22 protein-coding genes are annotated in these 19,865 nt (G+C 69.1%); 8 read left to right on the top strand and 14 right to left on the bottom strand.

Features of this window, described 5'->3' with window-relative positions; genetic code table 11:
* The first annotated feature begins 6 nt into the window (after nucleotides 1–6).
* On the top strand, nucleotides 7–348 hold the full coding sequence (gene grxD, locus C1707_RS11610) for a Grx4 family monothiol glutaredoxin (protein ID WP_101712497.1): 342 nt from the start codon (nucleotides 7–9) through the stop codon (nucleotides 346–348).
* 4 nt (nucleotides 349–352) lie between these two features.
* Nucleotides 353–772, top strand: coding sequence for an acyl-CoA thioesterase (locus C1707_RS11605; protein WP_101712496.1), 420 nt, complete (start codon nucleotides 353–355; stop codon nucleotides 770–772).
* A 3-nt stretch (nucleotides 773–775) separates the two neighbouring features.
* Here C1707_RS11605 and C1707_RS11600 read toward each other — a convergent pair whose 3' ends face one another.
* On the bottom strand, nucleotides 776–1,150 hold the full coding sequence (locus C1707_RS11600) for a hypothetical protein (RefSeq protein WP_101712495.1): 375 nt from the start codon (nucleotides 1,148–1,150) through the stop codon (nucleotides 776–778).
* A 53-nt stretch (nucleotides 1,151–1,203) separates the two neighbouring features.
* Here C1707_RS11600 and C1707_RS11595 point away from each other — a divergent pair, with 53 nt between their 5' ends.
* A complete protein-coding gene (locus C1707_RS11595) occupies nucleotides 1,204–2,340 on the top strand; it encodes a serine hydrolase domain-containing protein (RefSeq protein WP_101712494.1) in 1,137 nt (378 codons plus the stop codon).
* A gap of 4 nt (nucleotides 2,341–2,344) precedes the next feature.
* On the opposite strand, the gene C1707_RS26125 is transcribed toward C1707_RS11595, so the two are convergent.
* From C1707_RS26125 to C1707_RS11580, 3 genes are all read right to left on the bottom strand, one after another.
* On the bottom strand, nucleotides 2,345–3,037 hold the full coding sequence (locus tag C1707_RS26125; protein WP_145998346.1) for a hypothetical protein: 693 nt from the start codon (nucleotides 3,035–3,037) through the stop codon (nucleotides 2,345–2,347).
* Nucleotides 3,034–3,687: a hypothetical protein gene (locus C1707_RS11585; RefSeq protein ID WP_101712492.1), complete on the bottom strand. Its 654-nt coding sequence runs from the start codon at nucleotides 3,685–3,687 to the stop codon at nucleotides 3,034–3,036. The genes C1707_RS26125 and C1707_RS11585 overlap by 4 nt, the downstream gene beginning before the upstream one ends.
* Before the next feature lie 94 nt (nucleotides 3,688–3,781).
* Entirely contained in the window at nucleotides 3,782–4,696 is a 915-nt protein-coding gene (locus C1707_RS11580) for an EamA family transporter (protein WP_101712491.1), read from the bottom strand.
* Between the two features lie 84 nt (nucleotides 4,697–4,780).
* On the opposite strand from C1707_RS11580, the gene C1707_RS11575 reads away from it, so the two are divergent.
* Both C1707_RS11575 and C1707_RS11570 read left to right on the top strand, forming a co-directional pair.
* Nucleotides 4,781–5,263 (top strand): Lrp/AsnC family transcriptional regulator, encoded by a 483-nt coding sequence (locus C1707_RS11575; protein ID WP_101712490.1) that lies wholly within the window; start codon nucleotides 4,781–4,783, stop codon nucleotides 5,261–5,263.
* Between the two features lie 96 nt (nucleotides 5,264–5,359).
* A complete protein-coding gene (locus tag C1707_RS11570) occupies nucleotides 5,360–5,794 on the top strand; it encodes a hypothetical protein (RefSeq protein ID WP_101712489.1) in 435 nt (144 codons plus the stop codon).
* 9 nt (nucleotides 5,795–5,803) lie between these two features.
* Here the strand turns inward: C1707_RS11570 and C1707_RS11565 are convergent, their stop codons facing one another.
* On the bottom strand, nucleotides 5,804–6,976 hold the full coding sequence (locus C1707_RS11565) for a sialidase family protein (protein WP_101712488.1): 1,173 nt from the start codon (nucleotides 6,974–6,976) through the stop codon (nucleotides 5,804–5,806).
* 156 nt (nucleotides 6,977–7,132) lie between these two features.
* Between C1707_RS11565 and C1707_RS11560 the strand changes: the two genes are divergently transcribed.
* Nucleotides 7,133–8,437: a cation:proton antiporter gene (locus C1707_RS11560; protein WP_101712487.1), complete on the top strand. Its 1,305-nt coding sequence runs from the start codon at nucleotides 7,133–7,135 to the stop codon at nucleotides 8,435–8,437.
* Between the two features lie 47 nt (nucleotides 8,438–8,484).
* On the opposite strand, the gene htpX is transcribed toward C1707_RS11560, so the two are convergent.
* From htpX to C1707_RS11530, 5 genes are all read right to left on the bottom strand, one after another.
* Nucleotides 8,485–9,417, bottom strand: a complete 933-nt coding sequence (gene htpX, locus C1707_RS11555; protein ID WP_101712486.1) for a zinc metalloprotease HtpX — start codon at nucleotides 9,415–9,417, stop codon at nucleotides 8,485–8,487.
* A 17-nt stretch (nucleotides 9,418–9,434) separates the two neighbouring features.
* The gene (locus C1707_RS11550; RefSeq protein ID WP_101712485.1) at nucleotides 9,435–9,809 is read right to left on the bottom strand and encodes a TFIIB-type zinc ribbon-containing protein; all 375 of its coding nucleotides are present in this window, start codon (nucleotides 9,807–9,809) and stop codon (nucleotides 9,435–9,437) included.
* Nucleotides 9,810–10,186: 377 nt separating this feature from the next.
* A complete protein-coding gene (rpsD, locus tag C1707_RS11540) occupies nucleotides 10,187–10,804 on the bottom strand; it encodes a 30S ribosomal protein S4 (RefSeq protein WP_101712483.1) in 618 nt (205 codons plus the stop codon).
* A 148-nt stretch (nucleotides 10,805–10,952) separates the two neighbouring features.
* Nucleotides 10,953–11,384: a hypothetical protein gene (locus C1707_RS11535; RefSeq protein ID WP_164467333.1), complete on the bottom strand. Its 432-nt coding sequence runs from the start codon at nucleotides 11,382–11,384 to the stop codon at nucleotides 10,953–10,955.
* 57 nt (nucleotides 11,385–11,441) lie between these two features.
* On the bottom strand, nucleotides 11,442–11,834 hold the full coding sequence (locus C1707_RS11530; RefSeq protein WP_101712663.1) for a hypothetical protein: 393 nt from the start codon (nucleotides 11,832–11,834) through the stop codon (nucleotides 11,442–11,444).
* A 177-nt stretch (nucleotides 11,835–12,011) separates the two neighbouring features.
* Here C1707_RS11530 and C1707_RS11525 point away from each other — a divergent pair, with 177 nt between their 5' ends.
* Complete coding sequence (locus C1707_RS11525; RefSeq protein WP_101712481.1) at nucleotides 12,012–12,815, top strand: peptidoglycan-binding domain 1 protein; 804 nt, start codon at nucleotides 12,012–12,014, stop codon at nucleotides 12,813–12,815.
* A gap of 13 nt (nucleotides 12,816–12,828) precedes the next feature.
* Here C1707_RS11525 and fghA read toward each other — a convergent pair whose 3' ends face one another.
* On the bottom strand, nucleotides 12,829–13,677 hold the full coding sequence (gene fghA / locus C1707_RS11520) for an S-formylglutathione hydrolase (RefSeq protein WP_101712662.1): 849 nt from the start codon (nucleotides 13,675–13,677) through the stop codon (nucleotides 12,829–12,831).
* 153 nt (nucleotides 13,678–13,830) lie between these two features.
* Nucleotides 13,831–14,940, bottom strand: coding sequence for an S-(hydroxymethyl)glutathione dehydrogenase/class III alcohol dehydrogenase (locus C1707_RS11515; RefSeq protein ID WP_101712480.1), 1,110 nt, complete (start codon nucleotides 14,938–14,940; stop codon nucleotides 13,831–13,833).
* A 114-nt stretch (nucleotides 14,941–15,054) separates the two neighbouring features.
* Between C1707_RS11515 and C1707_RS11510 the strand changes: the two genes are divergently transcribed.
* Nucleotides 15,055–15,924, top strand: coding sequence for a LysR family transcriptional regulator (locus tag C1707_RS11510; protein ID WP_101712479.1), 870 nt, complete (start codon nucleotides 15,055–15,057; stop codon nucleotides 15,922–15,924).
* 135 nt (nucleotides 15,925–16,059) lie between these two features.
* Here the strand turns inward: C1707_RS11510 and C1707_RS11505 are convergent, their stop codons facing one another.
* Both C1707_RS11505 and C1707_RS11500 read right to left on the bottom strand, forming a co-directional pair.
* Entirely contained in the window at nucleotides 16,060–18,780 is a 2,721-nt protein-coding gene (locus C1707_RS11505) for a porin family protein (protein ID WP_240633916.1), read from the bottom strand.
* A gap of 177 nt (nucleotides 18,781–18,957) precedes the next feature.
* Nucleotides 18,958–19,776 carry an RNA methyltransferase gene (locus tag C1707_RS11500; protein ID WP_164467332.1) on the bottom strand — a complete coding sequence of 273 codons (819 nt, stop codon included), beginning with the start codon at nucleotides 19,774–19,776 and terminating at the stop codon, nucleotides 18,958–18,960.
* Nucleotides 19,777–19,865: the final 89 nt, after the last annotated feature.

Genomic DNA, 19,865 nt, shown 5'->3' with positions numbered 1-19,865 from the left:
CTCCCCATGACCGAAGTCGCCGCCTCCCCCGCCCTCGAATTCATCGCCAAGACGGTGGCCGAACACCCCGTCGTGCTGTTCATGAAGGGCGTGCCCGACCAGCCGCGCTGCGGCTTCTCGTCGGTGGCCGTGCAGATCCTCGACCACCTGGGCGTCGAGTTCGTCGGCGTCGACGTGCTGCAGGACGACGAACTGCGCCAGGGCATCAAGACCTTCACCGACTGGCCGACCATTCCCCAGCTCTACGTGAAGGGCGAATTCCTCGGCGGCAGCGACATCGTCCGCGAGATGTTCCAGTCGGGCGAGCTGAAGACCCTTCTGATCGAGCAGGGCCTCATCTCGGCCTGACCGGGTGAGCCGCCTCTTCGTCCCGCCGGGCGACGCCTTTCCCCTGACCTTCGAGCCCAGGGCGTCGGACATCGACGCCAACGGCCACGTCAACAACGTGGTCTATCTGGGCTGGGCTCAGGACCTGGCGATCGCTCATTGGGAGGCCTGGGCTTCGGAAGAGGAGCGGGCCCCCTGGAGCTGGGTCGCGCGCCGCCACGAGATCGACTATCGCCGCGAACTGCTGCCGCACGAGATCGCCACCGGCTACACCTGGGTAGGCGAGCTGAAGGGCCCTCGCTTCGAGCGCTATGTCCGCATCGACGGTCCCGACGGCGAGATGTGCGCCCAGAGCCGCACCGACTGGGTGCTGATCGACATCGCCGCCAAGCGCCCGGCCCGGGTGCTTCCGTGGATGGTCGAGCGCTTCACGCCCAAGGGCTGAGTCTCAGCGGACCGGATTGAGCACCCGCACGGCCCGGGCGCCGGTCAGGTTCAGTTCGCTCCAGCCGAACCGGAAATCGGCCACGCCCGCCGCCTCCCCCGTCCCGCAGGTCTCCAGCCGCCGGCGGGCGAAGGCGACGTCGGCGATCCCGTCGCGCCGGTCGACGAAGAAGCGCAGGTCCTCCCGCCGAAGGCAGCCCCGCGACCGCAGGCCGATCACCAGGCCGTCGGCCTCCGACCGGACGGTCACCAGGGGCTCGAGCTCGCCGTAGAGATCCGGATCGGCCGGCAACAGGCGCGGCGGACGCGAGCCGACGGTCACGCATCCCGAAAGCAGCAGTCCGGCCAGCAGCACGCGGCGGTTGAAAAAGACGCCCATGGGCTCCAAGGTCGCCCGGCGCGGGGGTGCGCGCAACAGTGGGGCCTCTTGAAATGCGTGGAAAGTCTCTGGCGTGGGCGGCGGCCGCCTTGTGCCTGGCCGGCGGGTCGGCGCGCGCCGAAAATCCGAAGCTCGACGCCGAGATCGCCCGACTCATGGCCCTGGGCAAGGTCCCGGGCGTCGCCGTGGCCGTGATCGAGGACGGCAAGGTGGCGCACGTGACCGCCCAGGGGATCCGCAACGAGAAGGGCGATCCGCTGAAGCCCCAGACGGTGATGTACGCCGCCTCGATCACCAAGGCGGTGTTCGCCTACTACGTCATGATGCTGGTCGACGAGGGCAAGCTGGATCTCGACACGCCGATCGCGACCTACCTTCCCAAGCCCCTGCCCGAGTACAAGGCCTATACCGACCTGGCCGGTGACGAGCGCTGGCGGGCGCTGACGCCGCGCATGCTGCTGGGGCATTCGACGGGCTTTCCCAACTTCCGCTGGCTGAACCCCGACGAGAAGCTCGACATCAAGTTCACGCCGGGCAGCCGCTACGCCTATTCCGGCGAGGGCATCAACCTGATGCAGTTCGTCATCGAGCAGGGCCTGGGGGTCAAGGTCGGGGCCGACATGGACAGGCGCCTGTTCCAGCCGCTGGGCATGAGCCGCTCGGGCATGGTCTGGCGCGACGACTTCGCCCCCGACCTCGCCGACGGCCGCGAGGAGACCGGCAAGTGGCAGCCGCACGACGACCGCTCCAGCGTCAAGGCGGCCGGCTCGCTCGACACCACGATCGACGACATGGGCAAGATGGCGGCGGCCATGGCCAGCGGCTGGGGCCTGTCGAAAGCGGCCCGCGCGGAGTTCGCGCGGGGAAGCCTGCCGATCGTCTCGCGCTCGGAATTCCCGACCTTTACCGAAGAGACCAACCCCGACAACGCCAGGATCAAGCTGGCGGCCGGCGTCGGGGTCGTGACCTATGAGGGACCGCAGGGCCGCGCCTTCTTCAAGGGCGGCCACAACGACATCACCGACAACATCATGGTCTGCGTCGAGGAGCGCCGGCGATGCGTGGTGGTGCTGACCAACAGCGGCGACGGCCAGCGGATCTTCCCGTCGGTGGTCAAGGCCGCGCTGGGCGAGACCGGCATGCCCTGGGCCTGGGAGTACAGCCGCCTGTTGCCGGTGGAGGCGAAGTAGTCCGCTAGTTGGCGACCGGCAGGGTCGTCTTCACGTTCTGGGGCGCCGGGCAGAAACGAGCTTCGTCTTGCGGCGACAAGTCCGAGAAGCAGTCAATGGCCCAGTCGACGCCATCCGGGAAAGGCTCCTCCGTGTCGCCGACGGCCAGCGCGCGCGCCTGCAAATCGGCGTCGGAGACCAGGCGAGGCGACAGGCTTGCGATCTCGGCGGCGGATTGGGCCGCCAACGCCTCCGCCGACAAGGTGAAGGCGGGCGGGGCCGGGTCGTAAGGCGCCCCGGTCACGCCCACCCAACGCGCTGGACGCCGCGTGTAGGCCGCGGTGACCGTCGCCGTGATCGGCGGCTCGCATAGTTGCCACTCCAGAGCGATGTTCGCACGCTGGCGGGCGTTTGGACCGCCACGATTGGCCGGTCGCCGCAGCAGAGCGGCGAGCAAGTCATGGCCCACCGCCCGGGCGTTAGGGATCCGACAGGCGCTGGTCGCTTGCACATAGGCCGTATCGAGATGCCATCCGTAGCTCGCCAGCGCGTTCGTCGCTCGCTTGTAGGACAATGCGAATTGACCTGCCGCCCAGGCGTCGAGCGCCGTTGAACGTGCGACGTCGGCCGTGGTGGCCGGCGCCTGCGCCCAGGCAGGATGAACGGTCGCAAACCCGGCCCAGAGCGCCACTCCCAGGAGAAGACGAGCGCCGCTCATTGGCCGAGCGGCGTTGGCGGCGGCAGGGAGGAGCCCGGCGGCTCCGCACTGTCCGCCGGCGCCGGTTCCATCCAGTAGATCGCGCCGTCGGACGTGGTGACATTGGGCGCCACGGCGATCGACAGCGCCATGAGGCCAGCCCCCAGCACGGCGAGGATCAGGCCCGGCGACGCGCTGGTCATCGATACCGAGAGCGCCGCCCCCTGGGCCGAAAGCTGGCTCTGGCTTTCCTGAAGCCTGCCGAGGACGAACGCCGCTCCGACCATGGCCAGCACCATGCCTGCCGAGAAGCCGAGCATCCGAGTCCAGAGACGCACCCGCAGCGTCGCGACGGCGAACTCGTAGCGGCGGGCGACCACGCTCTGCTCCAGAGCCGCCGCAACGTCCTGACGATAGCCTTGCTCGGACTGTTGCAGGCCGGATGGACGCGGAGGGACGACATGAACGGCCGCTCGGCCCAACTGCCTGTCCAGGCTTTGCATCTGCGCGACGCCGACACCGGCGAAGAACAGGCTGCCGAGCACGATCATGGCCATCATGAATGGCGTCAGGCGCAGCCGCCACGCTTCGGCGGCCCGCTCAGGCTCGTAAGCGGCCGGAGGCGACGCTGTTTCGCTAAGCTGGCGAACGATCGGCTCTGCGGATGTCATGCTGCGCCTCCCCCGAAGAAAGACGAACGCAGCCCACGACACTCGTCAAGCGGGTATCGACAAGCCACCGCAACAAATACGACTATTCCGCATCCTAGGCCCCTGGCCGCTCGAGTTCCTCGGGATCCTCGATCACGACGTTCTCGGGCGTGGTGGTCAGGATCGCGCCGGCCGAGGCGGCGACGATGCAGGCGATGGCCGCCCATTGCTGCATCGAGAGGTGCTCGGACAGCACGATCAGGCCGGCCATGGCGCCGATCGCCGGTTCGGCGCTGAGCATGACGCCGAAGGTGCGCTTGGGGATGCGCTTGAGGGCGACCATTTCCAGCGAATAGGGCACGGCGCTGGAGCAGACGGCCACCACCAGGCCCAGCAGCATCAGGTGCGGGTCGAGCAGGGCCGCGCCGGCCGAGGCGACGCCGAACGGCACGACGATCAGGGCCGCCACGCTCATGCCCATGGCCACCGAGCGACCGCCATGCAGATGGCCGATGCGCTTGCCGGCGACGATGTAAAGCGCCCAGCAGACCGCCGCGGCCAGAGCGAAGCCGACGCCGACGGGGTCGAGCGGCGCGGCGCCCATCTTCAGCGGCAGCAGCATGAGCAGGCCGAAGGCGGCCAGGCCGATGCACAGGAAGTGGCTGGCCTTGCGCGCGTGCAGCAGCGACAGGGTCAGCGGCCCCAGGAACTCGATGGCCAGGGCCACGCCCAGCGGGATGGTCCGCAGCGACATGTAGAAGCAGAGGTTCATCACCCCGGTCGCCGCGCCGTAGAACGCCACGCCCTGCAGGTCCTGGCGGGTCAGCCGGAACCGCCACGGCCGCCACAGCAGCAGCAGCAGGACGGCCGCGAAGCCGACGCGATAGGCCGACACGCCCTGGGCGCCCACGGCCGGGAATAGCGTCTTGGCGAAGGAGGTGCCGCCGGCCAGCGTCACCATGCCCCCGAACAGGGCGGCATAGGGCAACAGCGCGTCTAGCGCGGGACGACGGAGGGCGGCGGCGGACATGACGGCAAACTAGTCCCGGATGACTGGCGCTTCTCGCCGAAATTCGTCGTATACCGCCCAAAACAGGCGACATGAGCAAGCCAGATGACGAAATCCGTCACCCTCGACAACTTCGATCGTCGCCTGCTGGAACTGGTCCGCCGCGACAACCTGGAACCGGCCCGCAGCCTGGCCGAAAAGGTCGGGCTTTCCGAGAGCGCCGTGCTGCGTCGCCTGCGGCGGCTGCGTAAGGAGGGCGTGATCGTCGCCGACGTCGCCATCGTCGATCCGGCGCGCCTCAACGCAGGCCTGACCATGCACGTGCTGGTGCAGATGGAGCGCGAGGGCAGCGCGATCTACAACGCCTTCGCCGCCGGCGTGGCCGCCCGCAAGGAAGTGCTCAGCGCCTGGCACGTCACCGGCAGCACCGACTTCGTCCTGCTGGTCACCGTGCCGACCATGGAAGCCTACGAGGCCTTCACCAACGAGGTGCTGAACGACGACCGGCGGGTGCGCTCGTTCACCACCCTGGTCGGCATTCGCGAGATCGTCCGCCAGGACCCGTCGCGCGCGCCGCTGGTGAAATGATCCCAAAGGTGGAACCTGCCCATCGACATCCGTGAAGGTTGTTGACGCGCCCTTCACTCTCCTGTCGAAATCCGTCCAGGCAAGGGAGGACACGACATGAAGGCGCGGATCATCGCGGTCGGACTGGTGATGTCGCTGGCGGCCGGCGGCGCGGTCGCCTCGAGCTGGCACTGGGCCAAGGCGCCCACCCGCGAGGAGGCCATGCGCCTGGCCACCGACAAGGCCCAGGCCAGGGCCAAGCGCAAGGGAACCTGCTTCAAGCCGGCCGTCAGGGTCAATGATTGCCAGGCGACCGCCGACGGCTTCCGTTGCCGCGCCGACAGCGCCTCCGACTTCCGGGCCTGCGGGGTGCGCGTCGACTGGGTGTACGAGCCCCCCTTGCCGCCAACCCGAACCGGGATGCCGCGTCTCGACTACGACTACGAGCCGCCGTGGTACGTGCAGCCTCCCTATATGAGCGGCTCGTACAACAGCTCGTCGACCTGGGAACTCGATCAGTTTCCGCCGCCGACAGCGGTGAGGCTGCCTTAGCGTCCGATGTCAGCGCGTCCCGAGAGCCGATAGCGGGACGCGGGTGACCTGCACGTCCTCCTTGTTGGCCGCGTAGCCGACCCACAAGGCGCCGTTCCAGACCACGCTCTTGGGATAGTGGTAGCCTGGCCGCTTGTACTGGCCCGGAAACCGCAGCGGTTGCAGGTCGCCCTGGCCGCGCAGGCGGAAGCTGCGGTCGAAGAGGCGGCCGTCCGCCGACAGCGTCACCGCCAGCGGCAGGCGCGGCCGGTCGCTGTTGGGCGCGTTGACGAGGTAGGCGCTTCCGTCTGGCAGGTTGCCGGCGCTCTGCTTGGCGCGGGCGTCGGGCATGGCGGTCAGGACCGGCGTCGTCCACGAGACGCCCCGGTCGCAGCTTTCCGAGGCCAGTTGGCGAAAGCTCAGTTCCTCGTCACGGAACACCATCACCGCGCAGCCGTCGGCGCGACGGAACAGGCTGGGCTCGATCTCGCGGCTCAGGCGCCGCTCGTGGGCTGCGGCCGCGCCCGAGACGTCGCGCGGCAGGTTCTCCATCCGGCCCTGCGTCCAGCCCGAGACGCCGAGCGGGTCGTCGGTGAAGAACGGCTTGGCGATCATGCCCGGCCGCAGGTGGAAGGCGGTCATCACCCGGCCGTCGATCAGGTGCGGATCCTGTTCGATCACGCCCTCGACCGGCCGGCCGTCGGCGCCCATGACCCGCCGGGCGTCGCTCCAGTTCACCCCATCGCGGCTGGCGCGATACTCGGCGTAGCCGCCGGCCCCGGACTGGAAGCCGTCGGGCCAGACGTTGGCGTAGGCGACCAGGGTTTCGCCGTCCGTCCACCAGCCGCCGCTGGAGCGCATCAGCCCGCCCTGCCCGGCCGGCGCCAGCGCCCTGGGCGGGGTCCAGATCCGTCCGTCGTCGCTGACCGCGTAGGCGACCCAGGTGTCGGCCGAATCCTCGTCGCGGGCCGAGCTCTGCCACTGGGCGTAGAGACGTCCCTTGAAGGCGGCCAGCACCACGCCGTTGCTGAACTTGTCGGAACCTTCCGTAGGCGCGAAGACCGTGAAGGTCCCGGTTCCCCGCGCGGCCTTCAGGCCCAGGTCCGCCTCTCCCGCGCGGAACAGGCCCGGCGCGACCTCGTAGGGCGCCGCGCCCGCCGTAAGGGCCAGGGTCGCGAACGCCGCCGCCAGGTTCCGGATCATCGTCGAGCCTCCCCACACACACGCTTTGCGCCCAGCCTCCACAGGGAGCGGTAACATGCAATTCTGACAACGTTGTCCGGACCAAGGATCGTTGCTAGCGTCGGCGCAGGGATGAAACGCGACCGCGTCACGCGGCGTATCGGGGGGGACGGCCGCATGACGACGGCTGAGTTGAGCGTAGCCTTCTTTCTGCAGATGGCGGTGATCGTCGCGGCCTGCCGCGCGATGGGCTGGGTCGTGAAGCGCTTCTTCGACCAGCCCCAGGTGGTGGGCGAGATGATCGCCGGCGTGATCCTGGGCCCGTCGCTGCTGGGCCTGCTGGCCCCCGACATCCAGCACATGCTGTTCCCCAAGGAGACCAAGTCGGTCCTCTATGTCGGCGCCCAGCTGGGCGTGGGCCTCTACATGTTCCTGGTCGGCGTCGGCTTCCGTAGCGACCACTTCAAGGCCAACGCCAAGAGCGCTCTGGCCGTATCGCTGTCGGGCATGACCGCGCCGTTCCTGGTCGCGATCCTGCTGACGCCGTGGCTGATGAGCCTGAACCTGTTCGGCGCCGGCGTGCAGTCGTTCCAGGCCACGCTGTTCATGGGCGCGGCGATCTCGATCACCGCCTTCCCGGTGCTGGCCCGGATCATCCAGGAGCGCGGCCTGACCAGGACCCCGCTGGGCTCGCTGTCGCTGTCCGCCGGCGCCATCGACGACGCCGGCGCCTGGACGGTGCTGGCCATCGTGCTGGCCAGCCTGGGAGGCGGCGCGGCCGTGGCCGTGAAGGCGATCATCGGCGGCGGCCTGTTCGCCCTGTTCATGCTGACCATGGGTCCAAAGCTGCTGGCCCCGCTGGGCCGCTGGGCCGAGCGCGAAGGCAAGGTCACCCCCACCCTGCTGGGCGTGATCGTGGTGCTGTTCATGCTCAGCGCCTGGGCCATGGACGCGGCCGGCCTGCACTCGGTGTTCGGCGGCTTCATCCTGGGCGCGGCCATGCCGCGCGGCCTCTTGACCCGCGAGCTGAAGAAGCAGCTGGAGCCCTTCGCCCTGGCGCTGCTGGTGCCCATGTTCTTCACCTTCTCGGGTCTCAACACCCAGCTGACCATGGTCAACAGCTGGGCCCTGGCTGGCATCGCCCTGGTGATCCTGGCCGGCTCGATCGCCGCCAAGGGCCTGGCCTGCTGGGCCGCCGCCCGCCTCACCGGCCAGGACAACGCCACGGCCATGGGCATCGGCGCGCTGATGAACGCCCGCGGCCTGATGGAGCTGATCATCATCAACATCGGCCTGCAGAAGGGCATCATCGGCCCGGCGCTGTTCTCGATGCTGGTGGTCATGGCCATCGTCACCACCCTGATGGCCAGCCCGCTGTTCGAGATCGTCTATGGCCGCAAGGCGCGGCTGAGCGGCGAACTGGGCGCGCTGAACGAGGATGACGAGGAACCCGTGCGCGGCGCCCCGGCGACGGCGCGGTAGGGGAAAGAAAAAAGGCGGCGGGGCCATCCCCGCCGCCCTTCTCGTTTCTAGCTCCACGGCCCCGGCTGGCGGCTGGGGCCGCTGGTCGGGACGGCGGTTCCAAGCCGCTGGCGCGTCCCCTGGCCGATCGCCAGCTTCATCAGGGCCTCGATCCGGTTGTGGGTGGCCGGGTGGGTCGAGAACAGGTTGTCGGCGCCCCGGCCGGCCAGCGGGTTGATGATGAACATGTGGGCCGTGGCCGGATTGCGCTCGGCCTCGTGGTTGACCACCCCGCCGCGCGCATAGGCGTCGATCTTCTCCAGCGCGCGGGCCAGGCCGCGGTTGTCGCCGGCGATCTGCGCGCCCACCCGGTCGGCCTCGTACTCGCGCGAGCGGCTGATGGCCATCTGCACCAGCATGGCGGCGATGGGGGCCAGGATCGCCAGGGCGACGGCCCCGATGATCCCGCCCGGACGCTCGTCGTTCTCGCGCGAGCCGCCGAAGAAGAAGGCGAAGTTGGCCAGGGCCGAGATCGCGCCGGCGATGGTCGCCGTCACGGTCATGGTCAGGGTGTCGCGGTTCTTCACGTGGGCCAGCTCGTGGGCCATGACGCCGCGGATCTCGTCACGGTCGAGCATGGCCAGCAGGCCCGTGGTGGCGGCGACGGCCGCGTTCTGCGGGTTGCGGCCCGTGGCGAAGGCGTTGGGCTGGTCGCTTTCGATGATGCAGACGCGCGGCATGGGCAGGCCGGCGCGGTCGGCCAGGTCGCGCACGTCGCGGGCGTAGTTTCGCACCAGCGGCTCGGGATGGTTCTCGTCGACCTCGACCGCGCCGTAGGCCCGCAGCACGATCTTGTCGGCGTTCCAGTACGAGAACAGGTTCATGCCGGCGGCCAGCACGAAGGCGATCAGCATGCCGGTGGGGCCGCCGATCATGTAGCCGGCCCCGACGAACAGGGCCGTCAGGCCGGTCAGCAGGGCGAAGGTCTTGAAGTGGTTCATGGTCCTCTTGCGCGGGATCAGTCGAAGATGTCGAAGAGATCGAAGCGCTTCTTCTTGTGGTGGCCGTGGCGGCGATAGTCGTCGTCTCGGTCGTAGTGCTTGCGGTCGTCGTGGCGCTTGTGATCGCCGCGCCAGTTGTCGTCGTAGCGGCGCGGCTCGGAGCGCTGCTCGCCATAACGCGTGTCGGGGGCCGGCTGCGGCCGGCCGAAGGGCGAGGGTCCGGAAGGCGCCGCGGAGACCTGGGCCTCCTCGCGCTCCATCGCCATCAGCTTTTCGAGTTCGCCGCGATCGAGCCACACGCCCCGGCACTTGGGGCACATGTCGAACTCGACGCCGGCGCGCTGCACGGCCTGCATGGAGCCGTCGCAGTTGGGGCACATCAGGAGAGGCATGGGTCGTTCGGGTCCCTGGTCCAAGAATGGAGACGGGGTTCCCGATGTCGGATCCGGCACGAGGGGGAGGGACACCCGGACCCAGACATCGAGAACACCCGATGCGGTCCGACATCACGCGCGTCCTTCAGAGGGGAGGTGAAGACGCTGCGCCAGAGGGGCCCGGCCCGCTCATTGGAGATAGGAGGGGCTTTTCGGGTTTCAAGCCCCCTCAGTCGCTTCGCGACAGCTTCCCCAGAGGGAGAGCATCTTGGCGCTTCAGATCCTCACCCTCTGGGGGAGGTGGCCCGGAGGGCCGGAGGGGCATGCGGAGCCCAACAAAAAAGGCCCCGGATCGCTCCGGGGCCTTTTCCGATCTCTTGCGAGTTCTACGCGTCTTACGAGGCGTAGAATTCGACGACGAGGTTCGGTTCCATCTTCACCGGGTACGGAACTTCCGAGAGTTCCGGAGCGCGGACGAAGGTGGCCGACAGGCCCTTGGCGTCGACCGAGACGTACTCGGCGAAGTCACGCTCGTTCGAGGCGACGGCTTCCAGCACCAGAGCCATGTTGCGCGACTTTTCGCGGACCGCGATCACGTCGCCCGGCTTGCAGCGGTACGACGGGATGTTCACGCGCTTGCCGTTCACGGTCACGTGGCCGTGGTTCACGAACTGGCGGGCGGCGAACACGGTCGGCACGAACTTGGCGCGGTAGACGATGGCGTCCAGACGCGACTCGAGCAGCGCGATCAGGTTTTCCGAGGTGTTGCCCTTGCGGCGGGCGGCTTCCTCGTAGGTGCGCGAGAATTGCTTCTCGGTCAGGTTACCGTAGTAGCCCTTCAGCTTTTGCTTGGCGCGCAGCTGCAGGCCGAAGTCCGAAACCTTCTGCTTGCGGCGTTGGCCGTGCTGGCCGGGGCCGTAGGACCGCTGGTTGACCGGCGACTTGGGCCGGCCCCAGAGGTTCTCGCCCATACGGCGATCGATCTTGTACTTGGCGCTATGGCGCTTGGACATAGGTCACTCTTTATGTCGATCCGGGCCGGTCCTCCCGAGGGAGGGCGATTTCAACGGCGGCTTCGGGTCATTCCGTCATGAAGCTATCGCGCCGCGCGGCGAGCCGGCAGCGTGAAGGCGCGGTTTATGGCGGAGGGAGGAGCGAGAGTCAACGCGAGGTCCGGTCCGGCGGCTCGGGATAAGCGTTCGTCGAGATCAGGTCGACGCCGACGCCCGCCCGGCCAGCGGCTGTGATCAATGGCTGGATGACGCCATAGCCGGTATCGGGGCGCGCCCAGATGGCCAGCCGGTGATCGGCGGCCGCCAGCTTGGCCAACGCCGCGTCCAGCGCTTCCGTCTCGATCGCCCGCCCTTCGAAGCTGAGGGCTCCGCCCGCCCCGACGGCCAGCACGGTCGCGTGTCGCGCGGGCCCGCAATAGATGGAGGCGACCAGCGGCAGTTCCACGGACGTCGTCGTCCCGGCCGCGCCGGCCAAGCCGACACCCCCGGCGAACACCGCCATGAGCACGCCGATCATCGGCGCCAGGTTCGGCGCCTTCATCGGCCTTGCCTCGAACCGTCCCGCCAGTCGCTGAGCCATCCGCGCCTCTCTCTCGAAGCGAGAGTGGCGCGGCGGCAAGTGATCGACAAGCGTAATTTAGGCCCGCTGCAGCGGGTTGCGGACCCGCACCTTGTCGGTGCGCTGCACGCCCATGGCGTCGAGGTCGAAGCGCACTTCCTTGCCTTCCGGCACGAGAGCGCGGCAGAGGTCGGGACGCTCGCGGGTCAGGGTGACGGCGACGCCGCTGTCGCGACGATCGGCAGTGACCTTGAAGTCCTCGGCCTTGGTGCAGCCGTTCGACGACACCCGCGCCACCAGTTCGCCCTTCTCGAGCGCCACGCCATAGACCGGCTCCAGCGAGTCGGCGCCGTCGTTGATCTTCACCGAGACGTCGCGCTTGCCGCCGTCGTCGGCGTCGATGATGACGCAGGCCGAGGTCGACAGGCCCGCGGCGACGACCAGGGCCAATACGGCCAGTTTCTTCTGCATGTTGAACACCCCTCTACGACCGAACTTGGCCTTGGCTCAGAGGAGGATCCTTCGGCTGAACCCGGGATGAATTACCGAAAGTTCACAACCGTGGCGCGTCGCGCGCCTGACGGGTTCGAATGACAATATCGCGCGATGAGTGTATTTTCTGATTATCGCCAAAAGGGGGAGCGCGACATGGCCGTGACCGACGCCGAGATCAACACGGCGGTGGCCGTGACGGGCCGCTTCGAGAACGCCGGCGATCCCTGGCGGGGCGTCACGGGCGACTTCGACGGCATGGGCATCTCCTGCGGCGTGCTGCAGTGGAACATCGGCTCGGCCTCGCTGCAGCCGCTGGTGCTGGCGGTCGGCAAGCCGGTGGTCCTGCGCGAGGCGCCGACGATCGGGGCCCAGCTCTGGCAGGCCTGCAACAGCGGCGTCGCCCAAGGCCTGGCGACCGTGCGCCAGTGGCAGACCGGCGCCCAGCTGAAGGCCGTTCCCAAGAAGGAGCTGGCGGCCCTGATGGGCTCGCCCGAGATGAAGGCCCAGCAGTTCAGCCGCATCAAGGTCGTGGCCGCCAAGGCCGACGCCCTGGCCACGGCCTGGGCGCTGGCCGCCGGCCGGCCCGCGCGCAGCCTGCAGGAGCTGATCTGGTTCTTCGACCTGGTCACCCAGAACGGCAGCCTCAAGGGGCTCGACCACGACGACGTGACCCAGTTCATCAAGACCTCGACGCCGGGCAAGGCCGACGACGTGGTCTGCGACTGGCTGCTGGCCGCCCCGGCCGCCTGGTGGGGCCGCGTCGACTGCATCAAGAACGCCGGCCTGTGGCGCGACAAGGTCGCGGCCGCCGACCTGGAGCTGTTCGTGCTCAGCTACCTGCGCGCCTCGCTCAGCAGCGCCAAGGCGCGCGGCGTGGTGATGAACCGCAAGGGCGCCCTGGCCTTCCGCAAGGGCTGGATCAACGGCCAGCTGTTCGACTTCAGCGGCCAGTTCTGAAGCGTGACGCCGGCTACAGCCGCGCCGCGTGCCAGTCGATGTGGTCGCCGATGAAGCTGGCGATGAAGAAGTAGCTGTGGTCGTAGCCTTCCTGGCGGCGGACGGTGACCTTCAGCCGGGCCTCGGCGCCGGCCTCTTCCAGCAGTTCGGGCTTCAGCTGGTTTTCCAGGAAGCTGTCGGCCAGGCCCTGGTCGACCAGGATCTCGTCGAAGCCTTCGCCGAAGCCGTCCTCGATCAGGGCGCAGGCGTCGTGGGCGCGCCAGGCGGCGCGGTCTGGGCCGAGATAGGCGGTCAGGGCCTTGTCGCCCCAGGGGCAGTTCAGCGGCGAGACGATCGGCGAGAAGGCGCTGACCGACTTGAACAGGCCCGGATTGCGCAGGGCGATGGTCAGGGCGCCATGGCCGCCCATGGAGTGCCCGAAGATCCCCCGCCGGGCCGGATCCAGCGGGAAGGCGGCGTCGACGGCCTCCAGCAGATCCTTGGTGACGTAGGAGTACATCTGGAAATGCGGCGCCCACGGCTCTTCGGTGGCGTCGACATAGAAGCCCGCGCCCTGCCCCAGGTCGTAGGCTGGGTCATCGGCCACGCCTTCACCGCGCGGGCTGGTGTCGGGCGCGACGATGGCCACGCCGTGCCTGGCCGCCCAGGCATAGGCGCCGGCCTTGGTGGTGAAGTTGTCCTCGGTGCAGGTCAGGCCCGACAGCCAGACGAGATAGGGGAACGGCCCCTCCCCGCCATCCTTTGCTTGGGGCGGAACCCAGACGCTGAACTTCATCGGCGTGCCGGTGCTGGCGCTGTCGTGCCGGCAGTAGCGCAGCGTCCCGCCCTGGGTGCGGTGGGTGTTGAGGATCTCGACCATGATCGCGTCTCCCCCTTCCCCTTGATGGGGGAAGGGTCGGGGATGGGGGTGAGCAGCGGCGGCGGACATCACCACGGCCGCGCCAAGGTTCTGACGCGGGGGTGTGACCCCCACCCCTGCCCCTCCCCGTCAAGGGGGAGGGGTGGAGTTGAAGATTTAGAACGTCACCACGGTGCGGATGCTCTCGCCCTTGTGCATCAGGTCGAAGGCCTCGTTGATGCGCTCCAGCGGCAGGACGTGGGTGATCATCGGGTCGATCTGGATCTTTCCGTCCATGTACCAATCGACGATCTTGGGCGTGTCGGTGCGGCCCCGCGCGCCGCCGAAGGCCGTGCCCTTCCAGACCCGGCCGGTGACCAGCTGGAACGGACGGGTGGCGATCTCCTTGCCGGCCTCGGCCACGCCGATGATGATGCTTTCGCCCCAGCCGCGATGGCAGGCTTCCAGCGCCTGGCGCATGACCGTGGTGTTGCCGGTGGCGTCGAAGGTGTAGTCGGCGCCGCCGTCAGTCAGGGCCACCAGATGGGCGACCAGGTCGCCCGAGACGTCCTTGGGATTGACGAAGTGGGTCATGCCGAACTTGCGGCCCCACGCCTCGCGATCCGGGTTCAGGTCCACGCCTACGATCATGTTGGCGCCGACCAGCTTCAGGCCCTGGATGACGTTGAGGCCGATGCCGCCCAGGCCGAAGACGATGGCGTTGGCGCCCGGCTCGACCTTGGCGGTGTTGGTCACCGCGCCCACGCCCGTGGTCACGCCGCAGCCGCAGTAGCAGGCGGTCTTGAACGGAGCGTCCTTGCGGATGCGGGCCACGGCGATCTCGGGCAGCACGGTGTAGTTCGAGAAGGTCGAGCAGCCCATGTAGTGGTGGATGGTCTGGCCTTTGTAGGAGAAGCGGCTGGTGCCGTCCGGCATCAGGCCCTTGCCTTGGGTGGCGCGGATGGCCGTGCAGAGGTTGGTCTTGCCCGAAAGGCAGCTTTTGCACTGGCGGCATTCGGGCGTGTAGAGCGGGATCACGTGGTCGCCGACCGCCAGGCTGGTGACGCCGGGGCCGACCTCGACCACCACGCCCGCGCCCTCGTGGCCCAGGATCGACGGGAACAGGCCTTCGCTGTCCAGGCCGTCCAGGGTGTAGGCGTCGGTGTGGCAGACGCCGGTGGCCTTGATCTCGATCAGGACCTCGCCGGCCTTGGGGCCTTCCAGGTCGACCTCGACGATCTCCAGCGGCTTCTTGGCTTCGAAAGCGACGGCGGCGCGGGTCTTCATGGCAGGCTCCGATAAGGTCTCGGCCATTGTGGTACGCCGATGCGGGCCCGGCGATAATCCCGCACCGTGCAAAACATTGTTGCCACATCGGGACAATGAGCGCACCACCACCCTATGAGCCGCTGGGACGGGATCGACGAGTTCGTGGCCACGGCCGAGGCCGAGAGCTTCTCCCAGGCCGCGCGGCGGCTGGGCCTGTCGACCTCGGGCGTCAGTCGCGAGGTGGCCCGGCTGGAGGAGCGGCTGCAGACCCGCCTGCTCTATCGCACCACGCGCCGGGTCAGCCTGACCGACGCCGGCCGGGCGTTCCTGGCCCGCTGCCGCGAGCTGATCCACGACCGCGACGAGGCCCTGGCCGCGGTCGGCGAGGAGGACGGCGAGGTCAAGGGGCTGCTGCGCATGACCTGCTCGAGCGCCTATGGCGAGCGCTACGTGGCCCCGGCGGTCAACGCCTTCATGCTGGCCCACCCCAAGCTGTCGGTGCACCTGGAGCTGGACGACGCGGTGCGCGACATCGTCAACGAGGGCTTCGACCTGGCCATCCGCTTCGGCCGGCTGACCGACAGCCGCCTGATCGCCAAGCGCCTGGCTTCGCGCACCCGCCGCCTTTGCGCGGCCCCGGCCTATCTGGACCGGGCCGGCGCGCCGACGACGATCGCCGCTCTGGAGAGCCACGCCTGCGTGCTGGGCGCGACCGACGCCTGGCCGCTGCGCGAGGGCGAACGAGAGATCGCCTTCAAGCCCCAGGGCCGCTTCCGCTGCAACAGCGGCCAGGCGGTGCTGGACGCTGCTCTGCAGGGCCTGGGGATCTGCCAGTTGCCCAACTTCTACGTCGACCCGGCCATAGCCGACGGCCGGCTGGTCCCGCTGCTGGAAGACAACACCCCCGCCGACGAGGGCGTCTGGGCGGTCTATCCGCACCTGCGCCTGCTGCCGGCCAAGGTGCGGCTGCTGGTCGAGCACCTGGAGCGGGGATTGGGATAGGCTCCCTTCCCCCTTATGGGGGAAGGGTCGGGGATGGGGGTGAGCCACGGCGCTGGCAGCCGCGCATGGCGTCCGACGTCGTCACACCCCCACCCCTGCCCCTCCCCCATCAAGGGGGAGGGGTTTTGACTTTAATCAGAGCAGCTTCCTCAGGCTCAGGCGCACGGTCCGCCCCATGGCGTCCATGTAGTCCTCCTGATAGGCCTGCGGCGTGCGGCCCTGGTCGTCGCGGACCTGCTGCTTCTCGTCGAACAGGTTGTCGACCGCCAGGGTCACGCGCGAGCCCTTCAGCCAGTCGTAGCGCTGCACCAGGTCCTTGCGTTGCCCCAGGTCGGCGAAGCCCGACAGGCTGACGGTCGGGATGTCGGCGAAGAACAGATCGTCGCCGCGCGGACCGCCGTCGACCCAGGTGGCCGAGCGCCAGGCGCTGCGCAGGCCGCAGCCCAGGCCGTCCTTGGTCAGGTTGGCCTGCAGGTTGACCTCGTGGCGCGGCGTACCGCCCCGCCGGCCCAGCGAGGCGCCGTCCAGCAGGTCGAGCGGGGTCATGCCATCGCGGATCACCACCTCGTCCTGCAGCCGCCACAGATGGTTCAGCGAGACGTTCAGGAAGCCCTGCCCCGGCGCACCGCCCGGCCGCATCATGCCGCCGGGTCCGCCGGCCTGCCCGCCCCCGCCGCCGGGACGCGGGGCGCCGCCCGGCCGTGCGCCGGCGGCAGGCGGCGGCGGACCGCCCCAGCGCAGGTTGTAGTTCAGGCCCCAGCGCAGTTCCTGGCGGTCGGCGTGAGCGAAGTTCACCGGCCGGGTGTCGACCGAGGTCAGCCGCCCCGCGGCGTCGCGCACGAAGCGGCTGGGGAAGGCCGCCTCCAGCTCCGGCGAGACGGCCGGGAAGCTGGCGATCTGATCCTCGACGCGGCTGGCCGTGTAGTTGCCCCACAGGGACAGCTCGCGCTTCTCGAACGGCCGGTAGCTGAAGCCCAGCTTGACGACCTGGCGGCTGTCGGCGCCCAGGTTCGGATTGCCGCCCTCGATGCGGGTGACGTTGACCGTCTGGTTGGTGGCGAAGTCGTACATCGCCACGTTGGGCGTCAGAAGCACGGGGTCGTTGACCTGCTGGGGCGAGGGCTCGCCCTCTTCGGTGCTGTAGTTCAGCGACAGGTTCATGCGCTTGATCGGCGACCACGAGAGGCCGCCGCCCGCCGTCATCAGGCCGCCGATGTCGGAGAACTGCTCGTACAGCACGTTGCCGTTCACCGACACCCCGCCCAGGAAGCCCAGCACCCCGTCGCGCTCGGCGATCGGCGCGTCGGCGCTGGCCGAAAGCGTGCCCCGGTCGCGGACCAGGGTGCGGCGGGTGAAGACGCTCGAGCGCACGCTCTCGGACTCGACCTTGCGGCTGTCGACCCCGCCCTTCAGCGTGGCGCGCAGGCGCCCGGCCGGCAGCTGCGCGACCGTGCCGTTCATGGTCAGCTCGGCCCTGGCGTTGGTGGTGATGGAGTCGGCGGTGTCCTGGGCGGCGTAGCGCAGCAGGTCGCGCGGGATCGGGGCGAACGGATTGACGCTCGGGTCGCTGGCCGCCACCGCCGCGCGATAGGCCGCGGTGTCGAGACCCCGGCCGGTGCGCGTGGCGCTGTCGGTCAGGTCGTAGTTGCCGGCGAACGTCCAGCGCCAACCCGACAGCATGCCCAACGCGGTCATGCCCAGCTCGACCTTGTCGGTGTCGGTCTTGCGGCGCAGGGCGTCGGGCACGTCGAGATAGCGATAGAGGGTCACGTCCCGGGCGAAGGGCGAGAACGGGCTGTCGGCCTTCAGGGCCAGGCCGACGCCGGTCAGGCCGTTGTAGCTGACGCGGCTGGTGCTCTCGGCGTTGCCGCTGAAGGTCGTCGTCACGTTGCCCAGCGCGCCCAGCACCAGGTTGCGGGTGTAGGCGCCCTGGACCGCGCCCTCCTCGCCCCGTGCCAGCAGGGTGCGCGCGGCGGTCAGGTCGTCGGTCGCCGCGGTTCCGGCCCCGGCGACGAAGTCGGCGAGACTGGGCGCGCCGCTCGCGACCGATGCCGGCACGGGCGTCACGGTCACCACCGCGCCGACCAGGGCCGACAGGGCCGGATCGAGCTCGGGGCCGGTCGGCGTGCCGATGTTGCCCTGGATGTCGTAAGGCGTGCTGCTGGCGCGGACGATGTCGCGCTCGGCCTCGTAAAGCGGCGTCTCGCGCCGGTAGCGAACGTTGACGGTCCAGCGGGCGTCGGCGTCGACCTTGAAGAGATTGCCCTTCTGCTCGTTGAAGGTGCGCCCGCCCTCGGTGGCAAAGCGGAACTCGTCCTCCAGGTTCAGCGAGCGGAAGTCCTTCTTGAGGACCATGTTCACCACCCGCTGGTCGGCGCGATAGCCGTAGGCCAGGGCGGCCTCCTCGCGCAGGATGTCCATGCGCTGGATCGCCTCGGGCGGCAGGCCGGCGATCTCCTGGAAGCCCGAGATGCGCTGGCCGTTGACCAGGGTCACCGGCCCCTCGCCGCCCCGTCCGCGCGAACTGACGGTCAGCGGTTCCAGCATGGTCATCAGCTCGGCGACGCTACCCGCGCCGTAGGCCTTGATGGCCGCCTCGTCGAGCGAGACCTCGGGCTCGACCGGGCCTTCGGTCTTGCCGCGCGGCGCCGACTGCACGGTCACGCCCTCGACGACCGCGTCCTCGGCCTCGACGACGGGAATGGTCGCGGGCTTGGGATCCTCGGGCTTGGCCTCGGGGGCCTTGGTCTCGGGAGCCTTGACCTCTGGAGGCCTGGCCTCGGACGGCGACACCGAACCGACCGTCAAGGCCGCGGCAAAACCCTGCAGAAGCACGCCACCAAGCGCCATCGCCATGCCCCCTACCCTACGCCCCCGGCGCTCTACCGCCGGCTATCTCACAACCTGGACCGTGGTTGCAGATTTTGGCTGGATAGCGGCGTTTTCGCCAGGGCGGAAATTAAAGCGGCGTAAGGTGGGAAACCGGTTACTGCGGCGAGGTGGTCCGAAAACGTCCGCAACGTGAGGGGAAGCTCAGTCCTCGCCCTTGTCCGCCGCCTTCTGGGCCAGCTTGGCCAGCACCCGGCCGCGCCCCTTGGAGAGGGCGGTGATCACGCCGCGGAAGGTGCGCACCTCCTGGTCGGTCAGGCGGGCGCGGGCCAGCGGGACGCGCAGGTTGCGCACCATCGACGGCTTCTTTTCGGGCGGGTGATAGAAGCCGGCCTTGTCGAGCTCGTTCTCCAGGTGCTCGTACAGGCCCATCATCGCGGCCTGGTCGGCCGGCCCCTCGACGTTCAGCTCGAACTTCTTCCAGGGGCGGTCGTCGACCGTCATCTTCCATTCGTAGGCGTTGATCGATACCGCCTGGGCCAGATTCAGCGAACGGAAGCGCTCGTCGATCGGGATCGAGACGATGGCCTGGCACAGGGCGATGTCGTCGGTCTCCAGGCCGGCGCGCTCGCCGCCGAACAGCAGGCCGACCTTGCGGCCCTGCTCGACTTCCTGCGCCAGATGGCCGGCGGATTCGCGCGGGGTGTAGACCGGCAGGCGCGTCTCGCGCGGGCGGGCCGTGGTGGCGTAGACCAGATGCAGGTCGGCGATCGCCTCGGCCAGGGTGTCGAACACCTTGGCGTCGTCCAGGGGCCAGCTCGCGCCCGAGGCGCTGGCCCAGGCCCGCTCCTGCGGCCAGCCGTCGCGCGGATTGACCAGCCGCAGCTCGTACAGGCCGAAATTGGCCATGACCCGGGCGACCGAGCCGATGTTCTCGGCCAGCTGCGGGGCGTTGAGGATCACGCAAGGCGGCGTGCGGACGATTTCGCCCGAGGGGCTGGGAGGTGTCGTGTCGGCGGTCATGGGCGTCCTTTGCCGTCGAGCCATACTTTGACGCAAGTCCGAACAGCAGTCTGGCGCGTTTAGCCTGCGCTCACGCTTTGGAGGCTTTC

It is taken from the genome of Caulobacter flavus (assembly GCF_003722335.1).
Taxonomy (GTDB): Bacteria; Pseudomonadota; Alphaproteobacteria; order Caulobacterales; family Caulobacteraceae; genus Caulobacter; species Caulobacter flavus.
Note: the sequence above shows the minus strand (reverse complement) of the source record. Positions and strands in the feature narration are given on the sequence as shown.